This window comes from Chryseobacterium echinoideorum (genome assembly GCF_007474535.1).
Classification (GTDB): Bacteria; Bacteroidota; Bacteroidia; order Flavobacteriales; family Weeksellaceae; genus Chryseobacterium; species Chryseobacterium echinoideorum.
Genome location: NZ_VKNW01000005.1, coordinates 208,525 through 225,706, shown reverse-complemented (window position 1 = coordinate 225,706; position 17,182 = coordinate 208,525). Strand labels below are relative to the sequence as shown.

Below are 17,182 nucleotides of genomic sequence, written 5' to 3'. Positions count from 1 at the left end.
ACATACACCAATGAAAATAATGCAATTGATCAGGTATAAATACTTTGTTGAGTCTGCATTTAATTAAAAAAATAATAAAAATCTACATATGAAAAAACTGACACTATCCTTGTTTTTATTAGCCGGGATTTGTTCACAGACAACACTTACTGCTCAAACAAAATCAACTCAGACAGTACAGAAAGATTATGGTTTAGACATTAGCCTGATGGATAAATCTGTGCGTCCGCAGGATGATTTCTACAATTATGTAAGCGGAAGCTGGATGAAAACTGCTAAAATTCCTTCTGACAAGCCCACTTGGGGAAGTTTCAACAAATTGGCGGATGATACGGATAATAACTCTATGACCATTTTAAATTCTCTTCTGAAAGATAAATTTGCTGAGGGAAGTGAAGGTAAAAAAATTCAGGATTTGTATGCAACATATATGAATATGAATAAGAGAAATGCAGATGGAATTAAACCAATTCAGGAAAACATCAAAAAAATTGATGCAATTAAAAACCTTACGGATTTACAAAATTATTTAGCATCAGTTACCAAAGAAGGTGAAAATAATTTCTACGCATGGGGAGTTTATGCAGACCTTAAGGATTCTAATATGAATGCGGTTTATCTTGGGGATGCTTCTTTGGGAATGGGAAGAGATTATTATCAGAAACAAGATGCCAAAAATACAGAAGCTCTTGCAGAATATGAGAAATATGTAGCTTCCATGCTTGCCGAACTGGGCTATAAAAACTCTGCTGAGGCTGCAAACGGAATTGTTAACTATGAGAAAACGATTGCAAAACACCTTCTCACCAATGAGCAAAGCCGGGACAATACATTGCAGTATAATCCGAAGACGATGGCTGAGCTTTCAACTTTGGTGAAAAATATAAATCTTCCTGAGTATCTAAAGAAGGTTGGAGTAAATACTAACAGAGTCATTATTGGTGAATTGGATTATTACAAAAATTTTGATCAGTTGGTAAATGAAAAAACTCTTCCTGTGATCAAAGATTATCTTAAATTTCACATGATCAACGGAAGTGCTTCTTATCTGAGTGAAGATTTAGGAAATAAAAAATTCAACTTTTACGGTAAATATTTAAGAGGTCAGCAGGAGCAGAGAGCTTTGAACAAAAGAGGGTATGAGTTGATCAACGGTTCTTTAGGGGAAGCTTTCGGGAAACTGTATGTAGAAAAATATTTTCCTGCAGAAGCAAAAGCTCAAATGGTTGAGCTGATTGATTATTTAAAGAAAAGCTTTGCTGTCCATATCAATAATTTGGCTTGGATGTCTCCGGTAACTAAGGAAAAAGCAATGGCAAAACTAAATAAGTTTACCGTTAAGGTAGCCTATCCTGATAAATGGAAAGATTATTCTAAACTAAAAATCGTTCCTGAATCTAAAGGCGGAAATCTTTATGCCAATCTCCAGAATATTGCTGAATGGCAGTACAATAAAGAGCTTGAAAAAATTGGAAAACCTGTAGATAAAACCGAGTGGGGAATGACTCCGCAAACGGTAAATGCTTATTATAACCCTGTATATAACGAAATCGTTTTTCCTGCTGCAATTCTTCAGCCGCCGTTCTTTAATCCTAAAGCTGATGCTGCGGTGAATTTTGGTGCAATCGGAGCGGTTATCGGTCACGAAATGAGTCACGGATTTGATGATTCTGGGGCACAGTTTGATGCCGACGGTAATTTGATTGATTGGTGGACTCCTGAAGATAAAGCTAACTTTGAAAAGGCAACTAAAGCTTTGGCTGCTCAGTTTGATAAATATGAGCCTGTAAAAGGAACTTTCGTTAATGGTACTTTTACCAACGGTGAAAACATTGCAGATTTAGGTGGAGTAAGTATTGCTTATGATGCACTGCAGATGTATTTAAAAGATAAAGGAAATCCTGGAAAAATAAGCGGATTCACTCAGGATCAGAGATTTTTTCTAAGCTGGGCAACAGTGTGGAGAACTTTATCAAGCGAAAAATATATGGTTAATCAGGTGAAAACAGATCCGCATTCTCCTGGATATTTCAGAAGCTTCGGACCTCTTACCAATGTAGACGCTTTCTATAAAGCTTTTGATGTGAAACCGGGTGATAAATTATACAAAAAACCAGAAGAAAGAATCAAGATCTGGTAGATTAATTGATGATAAAACCAAAACCGCTGATCAACAGCGGTTTTTTTGTTTTTATTTATCATATTTGTACAAATTACACAATTAAGCATCCTCTAAAAGCTCTTGCAGCATAGTAGGAAGAAGCTCCATTGTGATAGGTGAAAACGGTATCGTAGCGCCGGTCACAAAATAAAGCACCACCTAGATTTCTGATTTTTTCTGGTGTTTTTACCCAACTTGATGTCTTCATATCAAATTCCCCCAAAGTTTGAAGAAAACGATATTGTTCTTCATTTAGAATTTCTATTTCCATGTCTGAAGCAGAGTCAATTGCTGAATGTTGAGGTTTGTTTTCTTTTCTTGAGTCCAGAGCTTCACGGTCATAGCAGAAACTTCTTCTTCCTTTAGGACTTTCAGCAGAGCAATCGAAAAAAGTATACTCATTTGTTTTTTCATCAAGACTGACTACATCAGGTTCGCCGCCAGAAATTTCCATTTGATAAAGTGACCATAGTTTTGAAGGACTATCATTTAATTTTTCCTCAATTTTTGCCCAATCCCCATCAGGATGACGGTTTTTGTGCTGATCAAATCTTTTTTTCAAAATATTGAAAATTTCAAAAGTCTGCTCTGCAGAAAGTAATTTTTTTGAAGTCATGGAAACTGGGTTTAAAAGTTTTTAAAATTAATAAAATTATAGATGTCATTTAAATGACTTCATTAAATATTGATATGAATATTTGTAAAAAACTGACCAAAAATAGTATTAGATAGTTTTTAAAATTCTTATTTTTGCCAACGTATGAAAAGATGGTATCTCTATCCTTTTTCTTTAGGTTTTCACATGGTTACGGGATTTCGTAATACAATGTATGATCTGGGAATTTTTAAATCTACTAAGTTTAAAACACCAATTATCAATGTTGGTAATCTTTCTGTGGGGGGAAGCGGAAAGTCTCCTATGGTGATGTATCTGGCAAAATCTTTGTCAAAATATTACAGAACCGGTGTTCTTTCCAGAGGATATGGAAGATTGACGAAAGGATATGAAGTAACCAACTACGAAAGCAATTACAAAACTGTGGGTGATGAAGCCATGCAGCTTTTTGAGCGCTTTAAAAACCGTTTTGTAATCGCGGTTTCCGAAGAAAGAGTTCCTGGAGCAAAGAAGGTGATTGATGATATGGATCTGGATGTTCTGATTCTGGATGACGCAATGCAGCACAGACCTATCAAAGCCGGTTTTAATATTTTGATGACCGACTTCAATGATCCTTATTTTAAAGATCATATTCTTCCCGCAGGAGATTTGAGAGAATCAAGATCAGGAGCTAAAAGAGCGGATGTTATCATGGTCAGTAAATGTCCGGATGAGTTAACGGAAGAAACCAAACGCTATTATATTTCCAGGATAAAACCTGCTGCCCATCAGAAAGTTTTTTTCTCTTCAATAGGATATGATGAAAATATTTATGCCAGAGACAAGATGCTTCCGGATAATAATCTGAATTATTACGACATTCTTTTGATCACAGGAATTGCCAATCCTAAGCCTTTACTGTCGCATCTTGCGAAATTTTCTCAGCGGGTAAAACATTTAAAATTCAGAGATCATCATAATTTTTCTGAGTCTGATATTAAAAATATTCTGGCAGAGTATAAAAAAATGGGTGAGTATAAACTTATTCTTACAACAGAAAAAGATTACGTTCGTCTTAAAACTTTCGATTATCTGAAAGATTTGGTTTATTACTGGCCTATTAATGTTGTGATTGACAAGAAAGAGGAGTTTAATCAAATCATTATGAATTATGTAAACCGAAAATAATTATTTTATTTGCTGGTTTATCTTCTTGTTATTTCTTTAATTAATTCTTTTGCCCGGTTTGCAGATAAGTAGATTCTCTTTTAGAATATATTATACAACCCAATCTTTAATAAGCTTTACAAAAAAACCGCCTCATTTACGAGACGGTTCATATAATTGGTAATTTCTTTAAATTAGAAAGTTTTATCAGCTTCAGGAGCGATTTTATTGTGCTTTGAATAGATCATGATAAATAAACCTGCTATCATAAAAGGAATAGATAAAACCTGACCTGTATTAAGTCCCGCAATGGAAATAAACTCTTTTCCCTGCGGCTCTTTCAAAAATTCCACAAAAAATCTGATTGCCCAAAGTATGATGAAAAATAAACCGAATAACCAGCCTTGCTGATATTTTTTATCAGTTTTTCTATACAGAAACCATAAAAGAACAAACAGCATTACATATCCTGCCGCTTCAAAAAGCTGTCCCGGAAATCTTGGGACTGTAATTCCGTATTCATCGCTCATCTGTGGAAAAAGAATCGCAAAAGGTGAATTCGGATCTGCAGGTTTTCCTACAATTTCTGAGTTAAAAAAGTTTCCTAGTCGTACAAAAGCACCTCCCAGCGCAACAACAATTCCTAATCTGTCGTAAACCCAAAACGGATTTTTCTTAATTATTTTAAAAGAATAATATAGCGTTGTAAAAATTAAGGCAATGGTCGCTCCGTGGCTTGCAAGTCCTGAAAATCCTGTAAACTCAAGCTCAGGTTTTGTTCTGATCGGCAAAAAAACACTTAAAAAATCATCTTTAAAGAGCTCTGGCTGATAAAAAATGACGTGTCCCAGTCTTGCTCCCAGAATTGTTCCGAGTAAAGTCCATGTAAAAAGAGGATCAAGATATTTCTGATTAACATGGTCAATATCAAATATTTTTTTCATCAGTATATACCCGAAACCAAATGCAAAAACAAACATCAGACTGTAATAATGCAGCGTAACCGGTCCTAAATGAATTCCTACGGAAGGATCCCAGATTTTATAGGTTGTGTCAAGCGAAACCTGATCTCCTTCTTTTAACGGCTGCTTGATTTTGGTAATATATTTAAAATCTGCTTTATTTTCTGTCAGCTTAAAATTTTTATTTAAAAACTGATACCCATTCTGTTTCAGAATGGCAAAAGAATTGTCATAAAAAGCTCCCCATCCGCCTTTAGATTCAAGATTGGCAGCATTGACAATGATTAAGCTGTTGGCAGGATTTTTTCCCGCAAACTGAGCAAAAGTCTGTGCATCTGTCGTAGAAAAAACTTTAACCGGGATTGACTGATTGTTGACTACCAGATCGGCATCAGAAACACCATCAGGATAATTTTGAGCAAAAATGTTTTGTACAAAAAATGCAAAAATCAAAAGATAAATTCGAAAGAATAAATTATTCATTATGAAATTTTTTTTAGCTTATTATTTTTTGGGCGGAACGGGATCATAGCCGCTTCCTCCCCAAGGATGACATTTTGAAATTCTTTTCACACCAAGCCAGAATCCTTTAAAAATACCATGAATCTGTAAAGATTCTACCATATAGTGCGAGCATGTAGGTTCATAACGGCAGTTTTTCGGAAGTAATGGCGAAATAAACCATTGGTAAAATCTGATGACAGTTACCAAAGGAAACGTGATGATTTTATTTAATGTAAATTTCAAAACATTGCAAAAATAGGGTAAAAAATTGAAAATTAGTTTAAATTTGTTGTAAGTTTCAACGATGAAATAAGGCTTTGGTCGTATAAAATAGGATGTTGGTCGATTATAGTCTTTTCGCATAAAATCAGTGAAGTTTTTCCCTTAATTTTTACTTTAAATCAATTAAATTGGCTCAGAATATCCCATTAGCAGAACGGTTAAGACCCAAAACTTTAGATGAAGTTTTAGGACAGGAACATCTTACCGGTGAAAAAGGTACAATAAGAAAAATGCTGGAGAATGATACATTAAATTCATTGATTCTTTGGGGTCCGCCGGGAACGGGCAAAACAACTTTGGCAGAAATTATTTCAGAAAAATCCGGGCGTAAATTTTTTAAACTTTCTGCGGTTTCTTCCGGAGTGAAAAATGTTCGCGATGTAATAGAAGATGCCAAAAAGCAGAATCTTTTCTCAGGAAAATCTCCGATCTTATTCATTGACGAAATTCACCGTTTCAACAAATCTCAGCAGGATTCTCTGCTTCATGCGGTAGAAAAGGGGTGGGTGGTTTTAATAGGTGCAACTACAGAAAACCCAAGTTTTGAGGTAGTTTCCGCACTGCTTTCCAGAAGCCAGGTATATATTCTGAAAGCTTTAAGTTACGAAAAATTGGAAGAACTTATTGATATTGCGGCTAAAAGATTTAATAAGGATGAAAATTCAGATTTTATCATTAAACAAAAAGAAGCATTCATTCAATATTCCGGTGGTGATGGCAGAAAACTGATTAATTCTGTCGAATTGGTTCTCAATCAGTTTAAAAATTCAGGTAATCAAGAAATTGATAACGAGGATGTAATGTCGGTTCTTCAGGAAACGATGGCGCTTTATGACAAAAATGGTGAACAGCATTATGATATTATTTCTGCATTTATAAAGTCTATGCGCGGAAGTGATCCAAACGGAGCAGTATACTGGCTTGCCAGAATGATTGCAGGTGGTGAAGATATTAAATTTATTGCCCGGCGAATGCTGATTTTAGCTTCAGAAGATATTGGTCTTGCCAATCCGAATGCTTTGGTTATTGCCAACAACTGCTTTCAGGCAATCAATGTGATAGGAAATCCTGAAGCCAGAATTTTATTGAGCGAAACGGCAATTTATCTGGCGGTCTCGCCTAAAAGTAATTCTGCGTATGCGGCAATTAATGAAGCGTTGGCTTTTGTGAAAAAAACAGGAAATCTGCCTGTACCTCTGCATCTGAGAAATGCTCCAACCAAACTGATGAAGGATTTGGATTATGGAAAAGAATATAAATATGCTCATTCATTTGAAGGGAATTTTGTAGATCAGGATTTTTTACCCGAGGAAATAAAAGATGTGAAATTTTATCAACCGGGAAATAATGCTACCGAAAAAAAGATTCAGGATGAACTTAAAAAGAAGTGGAACAATAAATATTAAAAAAGGGAATGATCAGTATTGATCATTCCTTGAATTATTTCGATAAGTTATTGATTTGCGAATACCAATAATTTTAATCTAAGCCTTTGGTTTTTGTAGGTAAAGTATAAACAGATTTTGAAGCTGTAACAAATAAAATATTATTTTTTTCTCCTCCAAACGTAATATTTCCTGTCCAGTCTTCAGGAATTTTGATATGATGAATTTTTTCACCTTTATTATTAAATACGGTAACACCGTCTCCTGTAATGTAAAGGTTTCCTTCTTGGTCAAGCGTCATTCCGTCTGAGCCCATTTCGCAGAATAATTTCTTTTCCGAAAGCTGTCCTTCTCCCAAAATATCGTATACATAGGTTTTGCCTCCATCAATATCGGAAACATAAAGTTTTTTTAATTTTTTACTTCCGATAATGCCATTAGGCTGAGTAAAGGTTTCAATTTTTGATATTTTACCGTTTTTGTTTCTGTAATAAAGATTTTTCTCAGGAATTTCTACTTTGAAATTTTCCCAGTAATCTCTTTCATATAAAGGGTCTGTAAAATAAATTCCGCCAAAATCATCCAGCCATAAATCGTTTGGTCCGTTCAGTCTTTTTCCTTCAAAACCTTTAGACAGAACTTCTACAGATTTGTCTTTACTGATTTTCCAGATTTGACCTTGATTGTCTGAGCAGGTAATCAGATGGTCGTTTTCATCAAAAAAAGTTCCATTAGCACGACCGGTTTTGTCTAAAAATAGCTGAATTTTATCGGTTTTCCAGTCCCAAAAATAAATTTTGTCATTGGGCTGATCGGTAAAGTAAACATTTCCTGATTTATCGGCAGCAGGACCTTCTGTAAAGCTGAATTGATCTGAAATTAATTTTGGTTCGGCGTTTTCTTCAAACATATTTTTATATTTTGTTGATTGGCAACTGAATAATACCAAAATTAAACCAACAATACCCAGAACTTTCTCCTTTTTCATTTTTTAATTTTAAAGATTACAATGTACGATTTGTACGGTAGTTTCAAAAATATTTATCTTTGAATTTTCAGGATTCAACGTAATGAAGATAAATTTACCCGACAAACTGTATTATTCGATAGGAGAAGTGGCTAAAGCATTCGATGTAAATGCTTCATTAATAAGGTATTGGGAGCAGGAGTTTCCCATTATTAAGCCCAAAAAAAACAAAAAGGGTAATCGGTATTTTACTCCGGAAGACATCAAAAATCTTAAAATCATTTATCATTTGGTAAAAGAAAAAGGCTATACATTAGACGGAGCCAAGATTGCGCTGACTACCAACAGTAAAATTTCAGAAACGGTCACTATTATTGACAGACTGGAGTTCGTAAAAGCTGAACTTTTAAAACTGAAAGATTCTCTGGCAGAGAAAAACGAGGACTAGGTCAACAATTTTAGTTGATGTTTTGCTGCTAAGCTAAAAATAGATATGCATAAATTTTTAGCATAAAAAATAATTCTTATCTTTAGTTTACTAAAACATAAGAGATGAGGAAAAATTATTATCAAAAAATGGCTGTGTTGGGAGTTTTACTCCTTACTTCACTTGCTTTTAAGAAATATTCAGCAACAAAGGAAGATAAATTTCCTGAAATTACATTTGTCACAGAAAATTCGTCTTCAGAAATCTTCTCAGACTTCAATCCAAACGATTTAGATGAAAATCAGTGGCAGAAGCTTGGCTTTTCCGAAAAACAAACCAAAACTATTTTAAAGTATAAAGAAATTGTTGGCGGTCACTTTACTTCAAAAGAACAGTTCAAAAAATGTTTTGCAGTTTCGGAAGAAAAATACAATGAGCTAGAACCGTTTTTATTACTTCCTGAAAATGGTTCTGAATCTACAATAAATTACCATTCCGGAAATTTTGAAAAGAAATCTTTAATCATTAATGGGAGATTCAATCCTGATCATATGGCTAAAAATGATTGGCAGGCAATGGGTTTTTCTGAAAAACAGTCTGCTGCTATTTTAAAATACAAAGATTACCTGGGGGGAAGTTTTGTAAGCAAAGAAAAATTTAGGGAATGTTTCATTATCAGTGATGAAAATTACAGAAAACTTGAGCCTTATATTATTCTGCCTGCAAAAACTCCTGCAAATTTTAACTCGTCTGCTGTAAAGTCTAAGGCACAAATTAAACTCACTGCTTTTGATCCAAATATTTTAGACTTAAAAGGCTGGGAAAATCTTGGGTTTTCTGAAAAACAGGCCAATGTAATTATAAACTATCGCGATAGAAATCTAAAAGGAAGTTTTAAAACTTTGGAGGATATAAAAAGCTGTTTTGTAATTTCTCAGGAAAAGTTTGAAAGCCTAAAACCATTTATAAGACTTGATCTTTCAACAATTACTAAAACTTCTGATCAGAAAAAGCCTGAAATAAAACAGGAAAAAACAGATTTTACAAAAACAGATCTGAATTCGATCACTTTTAAACAGCTTTTGGAGTTTGGTCTTGATGAAAAAAGTGCTGGTTCTATGATCGGTTTTCGCAGAAAGCTTGGCGGATTTATGACCAAAGAACAGATTCTTGAAACGTATAATATAGATAAAGAACTGGTTCAAAAACTTTTAAATATTGCTCCGCTCGACAACTCCAAAGTTGAAAGATATTCTCTGGTTGATGCTCCTGAAGAATGGCTGAAAAATCATCCTTACTTTAAATATTCTGCGGATAAAATCCTTTACTACAGAATCAGTTATCCCGATGATAAGAAAATCTGGAAATTATTGAAAACCAAGCCGGAATATGAGGCAAGGATGAGACTTTATTTAAAGTAATTATTGGAATTTTGAAGTTTAACAGAATGCAGGGTATTTTATTGAAACATCCCGCATACTTACCCTCTATCTCAAACCAAAACAACTGAAAATTCCGAAGATAAAGAAATAATTCCTTCTGTTATATTTTCGGGGTGGGAACCAAAACCTTTCAATTTGGAGGTTTTTCCTTTTAAAATAAGATCCATCAATTGTTTTTCGGAAAGCTTTTTACCAAATATTTCAAAAGGAATTTTAAAGCCACAGTTCTTAAAGTCCGAACATCCAATAGCGGTTTTACCTTTTATTAAATGATGGTCTTTACATTTCGGACACTTTGTTTCTTCCCAAGTTGGCAAATCTTTTTTTACCGACGATTCCCGCTTTTTCTTTTCTTTAGTTTCAGGTTTTTCTTCTTTCAGAATGATAATTTTTCCTTTTCCATCGACTACTTTTTTAGTAAGCTCGGTCACCATCTGGATCAGTTCTTCTTTAAAGTGGTTCGCTTCATATTCGCCACTTTCAATTTTCCGAAGCTTAAGTTCCCATTCTCCGGTAAGCTCGGGGCTTTTCAGCAGCTCGTCTTCAATCGTGTCAATCAACTGAATTCCTGTTGGTGTTGCGATCAGGTTTTTTCTTTTCTTTTCAATATATTTTCTTTTGAAAAGCGTTTCGATAATATTGGCTCGGGTAGAAGGTCTTCCAATGCCATTATTTTTCAGCATTTCACGAAGTTCTTCATCATCTACTTGCTTTCCTGCGGTTTCCATAGCACGAAGAAGTGTTGCTTCTGTGTAAGGTTTGGGTGATGAAGTTTTCCCATGATGAATCATAGGATCATGCGGTCCGGTTTCCCCTGCAATAAACTCGGGAATAGTTTGTTCTTCTTCCTTGTTTTTTTCTTTATCAGATGTCTCATCTTTCGTGTCTTTGGCATAAACAATTCTCCATCCTGGTTCTAGAATTTGCTTTCCGCTGGTTTTGAAGGGTATTGTTCCTACTTTTGCTTCTACCAAAGTATTTGATATTTTGCATTCAGGATAAAAAACCGAAATAAAACGCTTGGCTATTAAATCATAAATCAGCTTTTCTTCCCGGGTTAAATTTTGAGAAGGCGGTACTTCTGTCGGAATAATCGCGTGGTGGTCAGTCACTTTTGTATCATCAAAAACAGCTTTAGACTTAGGAATTGATTCCTGAAGTAAAGGAGTAATCAGATCCTGATAAAACTTCATACTTCGTAGAATTCCCTCAATTTTTGGATATAGGCTTTCAGAAAGATAAGTGGTATCCACACGAGGGTAAGTTACATGCTTTTTTTCGTAAAGACTTTGGATATAATTGAGGGTATTTTCCGCAGAATATCCATATTTCTTATTGGCTTCTACCTGAAGACCGGTCAGGTCAAAAAGCCTCGGATTTTTTTCTTTACCTTCCTTTATTTCAAAGGAAACAATTTCAAAGAGGTTTTGTTTTAAATAATCCAGACCCTTTTCAGCGCGGTCTAAAGTTTTAAGCCGGTCAATGGCAGCACTGAAAACTACCTCCCTGTATTTGGTTTTCAGTTCCCAATATTCTTCTACAGTAAAAGCATCAATTTCTTTCTGACGCTGTACCAGCATTGCCAAAGTAGGTGTCTGAACTCTTCCGATAGACAAAACACTCTTATTTCCGCCAAATTTTTTGGTGAAAAGACGGGTTGCATTGATTCCTAGAAGCCAGTCTCCAACGGCTCTTGCATTTCCTGCGAGATACAGATTTTTATAATCTTCAGCAGGTTTAAGGTTGGCAAAACCTTCTTTGATAGCCTCTTCCGTTAAGGAAGAAATCCATAAACGACGGACAGGTTTATTACATTTTGCTTTCTGCAACACCCAACGCTGAATGAGTTCTCCTTCCTGTCCGGCATCCCCACAATTGATGACTTCTTCACAGTCTTTTACAAGTTTTTCAATGACTTTGAACTGATTTTCTACCCCTTTATTTGGAATTAATTTAATTCCAAATTGAGGAGGGATAATGGGAAGCAGAAAAAGATTCCATGATTTGTATTGGGGTCCATAATCGTGAGGTTCTTTCAGAGTACAAAGATGTCCGAAAGTCCATGTTACCCAATAGCCATTTCCTTCCATATAACCTTGTTTAGGCATTGTTGCACCCAAAACTTTGGCAATATCTCTGGCAACACTTGGTTTTTCGGCAATACAAAGTTTCATGAATGATTAAATTATGGAAAGGGTTGCAAAAGTCGGTAAAAAAAAATTAATGATGCTTTTTTGATTATTAAAAAATAAGATTAACGAGATGATGAATTATAATGCTTTCATCATCAATTCTGCTTCAAAAACTTGTTCAAAATGTTTTTTAATACTGTTTTTTACTTGTTCTACTTCTTCGGTAGTTAGTTCTCTTTCAAGTTCTCTTTTTAAAGAAGTTACCTGTTTATCTTTTATTCCGCAAGGAACTATGTATTCAAAATAACGCATATCAGTATTAACGTTTAAAGCAAAACCGTGTAAAGTAACCCATCTTGAAGCTTTTACACCCATTGCGCAGATTTTTCTGGCGTAAGGTTTCCCAACATCCAGCCAAACTCCGGTTTCTCCTTCAGAACGCTCGCCTTTTAGACCAAATTCGGCAATTGTCCTTATAATTACTTCTTCAAGGTTACGCATATATTTATGAATGTCGGTGAAGAAGTTTTCAAGATCAAGAATAGGATAGCCAACGATTTGTCCAAAACCATGATACGTGATATCTCCGCCTCGGTTTACTTTTACAAAAGTAGCTTCAATTTCTTTCAATTTATCAATTCCGGCAAGCATGTTTTCTTCATGTCCACTTTTACCTAAAGTGTAAACATGAGGATGCTCTACCAAAAGAAAATGGTTGGGAGTTGTGATGTGCTGTTCTTCAGAAAGATCACGATTTTTTATTTTCAGATCAATGATATTTTTCATCAGAGATTCCTGATAATCCCACGATTCCTGATACTCTTTGATTCCTAAATCTTCAAATTCTACAACTTTATTTTGATGTGTATTCATTATTTACTTTAATGAAACAAATTTAGTGATTTTTATGCGTTTAAAGAATTTGGAAAGTTCATTGGTTTATTTAACCATAAACCGAAGATCAAACGAAGTCATCGTTACAAATGTTTTTTGCTCTTCTATTTAAAGTTTAAATTTTTACGGTTAAAAGCTAAGAAAAGTATATTGTAAATCATTATTAAAATAGAATCTGCCTAATTTCGAGAAATTTGCGGGAACTTTTAATACATTAATCACATAATTTTCATGTTTAAAATCTCAAAGAAGAACTTGACCAATATTTCTTCTAAAAAAAATAAAAGCAGCCTTACTTAAAAAGTAAGACTGCTTTTTTATTAATTCTTTACACTTTTAATAAAGCTCTCTGCTTTTGCTTCCCAATCCTGATTCTCCAAAAGGATTTTTACAAAAGCGGTTCCAATAATTCCGCCCTGCGTTTTTTCCGTCACATTTTCAAAATCAGATTGATTCTTGATTCCAAAACCGATGAAAACAGGATTTTTCAAATCTAATGAAGCCAATCTGTCCAAATAATTTTCATTTTTTAAAACTGCATTTTCGTTTCCCGTTGTTGAAGAAGAACTTACAGCGTACAAGAATCCTGAACTTAAAGAATCAAGATATTTGATGCGCTCTTCCGAAGTTTCAGGTGTTACTAGGAAAGTGAAATTCAGATTGTATTTCTTTAGAATTTCTCCGTATTTATTTTCAAATTCAATAGGAGGCAAATCAGGAATAATCAATCCTGAAACGCTGACCTCTGCACATTTCTGACAAAAGTTTTCAAATCCAAATTGAAGAACAGGATTCAGATAACCCATTAATATTTTAGGAATCGTCACAGAATCTTTAATTTCTGCCAATTGTTCTAATAGTTTTTTAATAGACATCCCGTTTCTCAATGCCAGAGAATGAGCCTCTTGGATCACTGATCCATCCGCAACAGGATCAGAATAAGGAATCCCGATCTCCATCATATCCGCTCCCGATTCCTGAATTAGTTTTGCAATTTTTCCGGTGTCGTCAAGTTTTGGAACTCCTGCTGTGAAATATATGTTTAGTTTTTTCATTTTGTTTAATGTATCAAAGTATTCACGTAAAATGTATTAACGATTGAGAATCATAAATACATTAATACGTTTTACATTTTACAGATTTAAAGATGTTTCAAATACGTTTCCATATCCTTATCACCACGTCCGCTTAGACAAATCACGACTACATCATCTTTCTCGAATTTCTTCTTGTCCAAAACCGCCAAAGCGTGCGCACTTTCCAAAGCCGGAATAATGCCTTCGATTTTTGTCAGTTCAAAAGCTGATTTCAAAGCTTCATCATCATTGATACTGAAAAATTCTGCTCTTTTTTGGTTGAAAAGATTGGCGTGCATAGGTCCAATTCCAGGATAATCCAAACCAGCGGAAATAGAATGTGGTTCGATAACCTGTCCGTCTTCCGTTTGCATCACAAGGCTTTGACTTCCGTGCAGAATTCCCAAAGTTCCCAAAAAAGTTGTCGCTGCAGATTTCCCTGAATCAACGCCAAAACCACCAGCTTCCGCCGCAATGATTTTTACATTTTCTTCATTCACGTAATGATAAAAAGTTCCGGCTGCATTACTTCCGCCACCAACACAAGCAATCACATAATCAGGATTTTCTCTGCCGATTTTTTCATTCAATTGTTCTTTGATTTCTTTCGAAATAATACTCTGAAATCTCGCTACCAAATCCGGAAATGGATGCGGACCAACCACACTTCCGATAATATAATACGTTGTAGAAGGATTATTGATCCAATCTCTCAAAGCTTCATTCACCGCATCTTTCAATGTTTTTGAACCTGAAGTGGCGGGAATGACGGTTGCACCAAGCATTTTCATTCGGGCAACATTTGGCGCTTGTCTTTGGATGTCGATTTCGCCCATATAAACTATGCATTCCAAACCTAACAAAGCACAAGCTGTTGCCGTTGCGACACCGTGTTGTCCGGCTCCGGTTTCTGCAATGATTCTATGTTTTCCTAATTTTTTAGCCAATAAAGCTTGTCCTAAAGCATTGTTGATCTTGTGCGCTCCGGTGTGATTCAAATCTTCTCTTTTCAGATAAATTTGAGTCTGATATTTTTCGCTCAGATTCTTAGCAAAATAGAGTGGAGTAGCACGTCCGACATAGTTCTTCAACAAATCCTGAAATTCATTCTGAAATTCTTCGGATTCGATGATTGGGAGATATTTTTCTTGTAATTCTGCAACGTTCGGATACAGCATTTCTGGAACGAAAGCACCTCCGAAATCTCCGTAATAACCGTTTTTATCTGGGTTTTGAAAGTTCATTTTTTAATTTTGTTTATAAGTTATTTCCGGATGATGCTTCACTTCAAAGTTCAAAGAATTGGCAATGAAACAATATTCATTTGCCTTCTGATGAAGTTCAACCGCTTTTTCTATCATTTCTTTTTCAGAAACAACAATCCTTGGTTTTAAAGTAATTTCACTGAATTTTCCACTTCCGTTTTCCTTCTCAATCATTGTTCCTTCTGCAAAATCTTCATATTCCAAAACCAGAATTTTGTTCACAGAACAAAGATGAAGATACCCCAACAGATGACACGAAGATACCGAAGCCAGCAACAAATCTTCAGGATTGTGAAGTTCCGGGTTTCCTAAAAATGCTGGGTCAGATGAGCCTAAAATATCAGCTTTCCCATCAATTGAAATCGTATAATTTCTTTGATATGAACGATAGTTTTTTGTGGATTCGCCGGTGTTTCCTGTCCAGATTATTTTGCTTTTATATTGATGGTTCTTCATTTTTTATTAATGATAAAAATTCTTTTACTTTTTCTAAATCTTTGTTACCAGCTTCAATTTCAAATCTTGAGTTGATGTCGAGAGCAGTTGGTTTTTGATTGATATTTTTTAAATCCTCAAAATTTTCCAATGAAATCCCGCCACTTAAAAAATAAGAAATTGGAATGTCAATTTCATTTAAAATATTCCAGTCAAAGGTTTTTCCTGTTCCGCCAAACGCTTTGGATTCGGTGTCGAATAGGATGTAATCGATGGTTATTGGTTGTTGGTTGATGGTTTTTTGTAATTCTTCTGATGTTTGATTTCCTATCCTAATAACTTTGATAATTTTAATACTTTCACCTATCATTTGCCTTAATAGCTTTATATATTTTTCATCTTCATTACCATGTAATTGAATTATATCAAGATGAGCTTCTGAAACTATTTCAGCAATTCCTTTGATACTCTCGTTTACAAAAACACCCACTTTTTTGAAATGTGGAATTTCCGCAATTTGTTTTAAATTCAAATGATTCAAAACATATCTCGGAGATTTGTCATAAAAGATAAATCCCAGAAAATCAATTTTCAAATCAACCAATTCTTTAATTTGATTGAGTTTTGTTAATCCGCAAACTTTGAGTTGATAGTTGTTGGTTGTTGGTTTTCGGTTAGTTGTACTCATTACTTTGTACATTTTACATTATACTTTTTAAAAAAGTTGCGAATTTATTTCCCGGATTTTCATTTTTCATAAAATATTCGCCCATCAAAAATCCATCAAAACCTTTTTCTTTAAGGAATATGAAATCTTCTTCATTGTAAATTCCGCTTTCTGCAATTGAGAAAATATCTTTTGGAAGTTTGTTTTTCAAATCTGCTGAATGCTGCAGATCTACTTTGAAATCTTTCAAATTTCTGTTGTTGATTCCTACAAAATCAACATTTTTATTGATGTGTTTTAATTCTTCTTCAGAATGGATTTCCAGCAAGACTTCGAGATCTAAAGAACGTGCTAATTCTGTAAATTCCGAGACCTGAGTTGGCGAAAGACAAGCAGTAATCAGCAAAACAACGTCTGCTCCAATTGATTTTGCCTCATAGAATTGATATTCATCAATCATAAAATCTTTCCTCAGAATAGGAATATTAACGTGATTTCTGATACTCAAAATATCTTCAAAACTTCCACCAAAAAAATCTTTGTCCGTCAAAATAGAAACAGCGCTCGCTCCGAATTTTTCATATTGGGAAACAACTTCCAAAGGCGAAACTTTGTCATTGATAATGCCTTTGCTTGGCGATTGTCTTTTGAATTCGGTAATAATTCCGGATTTTGTTTTGATAGTTTCTTTCAACGAAAAAGTTGGTCTTCCGAAAAACTCCGAATCTTTTAGTTTTTCAACAGAAATTTTAGATTTTGCTTCTGCAACTTCTAGTTTTTTTCGTTTTATGATTTTATCGAGAATGTTCATTTTGTTT

Annotated in this window: 16 protein-coding genes; 5 read left to right on the top strand and 11 right to left on the bottom strand. The window is 34.6% G+C overall.

From position 1 onward, the window contains the following. The first annotated feature begins 88 nt into the window (after window positions 1–88). Window positions 89–2,140 carry a M13 family metallopeptidase gene (locus FOL89_RS08475; RefSeq protein WP_144282388.1) on the top strand — a complete coding sequence of 684 codons (2,052 nt, stop codon included), beginning with the start codon at window positions 89–91 and terminating at the stop codon, window positions 2,138–2,140. A 73-nt stretch (window positions 2,141–2,213) separates the two neighbouring features. Here FOL89_RS08475 and FOL89_RS08470 read toward each other — a convergent pair whose 3' ends face one another. Continuing rightward, window positions 2,214–2,777: a DUF4256 domain-containing protein gene (locus tag FOL89_RS08470; protein ID WP_144282387.1), complete on the bottom strand. Its 564-nt coding sequence runs from the start codon at window positions 2,775–2,777 to the stop codon at window positions 2,214–2,216. Window positions 2,778–2,921: 144 nt separating this feature from the next. On the opposite strand from FOL89_RS08470, the gene lpxK reads away from it, so the two are divergent. Continuing rightward, entirely contained in the window at window positions 2,922–3,947 is a 1,026-nt protein-coding gene (lpxK, locus tag FOL89_RS08465) for a tetraacyldisaccharide 4'-kinase (protein WP_144282386.1), read from the top strand. Between the two features lie 173 nt (window positions 3,948–4,120). Here the strand turns inward: lpxK and lgt are convergent, their stop codons facing one another. Beyond that, window positions 4,121–4,966 (bottom strand): prolipoprotein diacylglyceryl transferase, encoded by an 846-nt coding sequence (lgt, locus tag FOL89_RS08460; protein ID WP_144282475.1) that lies wholly within the window; start codon window positions 4,964–4,966, stop codon window positions 4,121–4,123. 426 nt (window positions 4,967–5,392) lie between these two features. Continuing rightward, window positions 5,393–5,635: a membrane protein insertion efficiency factor YidD gene (gene yidD, locus FOL89_RS08455; protein ID WP_228444882.1), complete on the bottom strand. Its 243-nt coding sequence runs from the start codon at window positions 5,633–5,635 to the stop codon at window positions 5,393–5,395. A 167-nt stretch (window positions 5,636–5,802) separates the two neighbouring features. On the opposite strand from yidD, the gene FOL89_RS08450 reads away from it, so the two are divergent. Further along, window positions 5,803–7,080 carry a replication-associated recombination protein A gene (locus FOL89_RS08450; RefSeq protein WP_144282384.1) on the top strand — a complete coding sequence of 426 codons (1,278 nt, stop codon included), beginning with the start codon at window positions 5,803–5,805 and terminating at the stop codon, window positions 7,078–7,080. A 73-nt stretch (window positions 7,081–7,153) separates the two neighbouring features. Here FOL89_RS08450 and FOL89_RS08445 read toward each other — a convergent pair whose 3' ends face one another. Next, complete coding sequence (locus tag FOL89_RS08445; RefSeq protein WP_144282383.1) at window positions 7,154–8,047, bottom strand: SMP-30/gluconolactonase/LRE family protein; 894 nt, start codon at window positions 8,045–8,047, stop codon at window positions 7,154–7,156. A gap of 82 nt (window positions 8,048–8,129) precedes the next feature. Here FOL89_RS08445 and FOL89_RS08440 point away from each other — a divergent pair, with 82 nt between their 5' ends. Both FOL89_RS08440 and FOL89_RS08435 read left to right on the top strand, forming a co-directional pair. Then, a complete protein-coding gene (locus FOL89_RS08440) occupies window positions 8,130–8,474 on the top strand; it encodes a MerR family transcriptional regulator (protein ID WP_130913685.1) in 345 nt (114 codons plus the stop codon). Between the two features lie 104 nt (window positions 8,475–8,578). Beyond that, the gene (locus FOL89_RS08435) at window positions 8,579–9,874 is read left to right on the top strand and encodes a helix-hairpin-helix domain-containing protein (protein ID WP_144282382.1); all 1,296 of its coding nucleotides are present in this window, start codon (window positions 8,579–8,581) and stop codon (window positions 9,872–9,874) included. 71 nt (window positions 9,875–9,945) lie between these two features. On the opposite strand, the gene FOL89_RS08430 is transcribed toward FOL89_RS08435, so the two are convergent. From FOL89_RS08430 to trpC, 7 genes are all read right to left on the bottom strand, one after another. Beyond that, the gene (locus tag FOL89_RS08430) at window positions 9,946–12,069 is read right to left on the bottom strand and encodes a type IA DNA topoisomerase (RefSeq protein ID WP_144282381.1); all 2,124 of its coding nucleotides are present in this window, start codon (window positions 12,067–12,069) and stop codon (window positions 9,946–9,948) included. A 96-nt stretch (window positions 12,070–12,165) separates the two neighbouring features. Further along, window positions 12,166–12,900 (bottom strand): lipoyl(octanoyl) transferase LipB, encoded by a 735-nt coding sequence (gene lipB, locus FOL89_RS08425; protein WP_144282380.1) that lies wholly within the window; start codon window positions 12,898–12,900, stop codon window positions 12,166–12,168. Window positions 12,901–13,241: 341 nt separating this feature from the next. Then, the gene (gene trpA / locus FOL89_RS08420; protein WP_144282379.1) at window positions 13,242–13,976 is read right to left on the bottom strand and encodes a tryptophan synthase subunit alpha; all 735 of its coding nucleotides are present in this window, start codon (window positions 13,974–13,976) and stop codon (window positions 13,242–13,244) included. An 86-nt stretch (window positions 13,977–14,062) separates the two neighbouring features. After that, a complete protein-coding gene (gene trpB, locus FOL89_RS08415; RefSeq protein ID WP_144282378.1) occupies window positions 14,063–15,241 on the bottom strand; it encodes a tryptophan synthase subunit beta in 1,179 nt (392 codons plus the stop codon). Window positions 15,242–15,244: 3 nt separating this feature from the next. After that, window positions 15,245–15,718, bottom strand: a complete 474-nt coding sequence (locus tag FOL89_RS08410) for an OsmC family protein (protein ID WP_144282377.1) — start codon at window positions 15,716–15,718, stop codon at window positions 15,245–15,247. Beyond that, window positions 15,699–16,385 carry a phosphoribosylanthranilate isomerase gene (locus FOL89_RS08405; protein ID WP_144282376.1) on the bottom strand — a complete coding sequence of 229 codons (687 nt, stop codon included), beginning with the start codon at window positions 16,383–16,385 and terminating at the stop codon, window positions 15,699–15,701. Before FOL89_RS08405 ends, FOL89_RS08410 begins: the two co-directional genes overlap by 20 nt. A 13-nt stretch (window positions 16,386–16,398) precedes the next feature. Continuing rightward, a complete protein-coding gene (gene trpC / locus FOL89_RS08400) occupies window positions 16,399–17,175 on the bottom strand; it encodes an indole-3-glycerol phosphate synthase TrpC (RefSeq protein ID WP_144282375.1) in 777 nt (258 codons plus the stop codon). Between the last annotated feature and the right edge of the window lie 7 nt (window positions 17,176–17,182).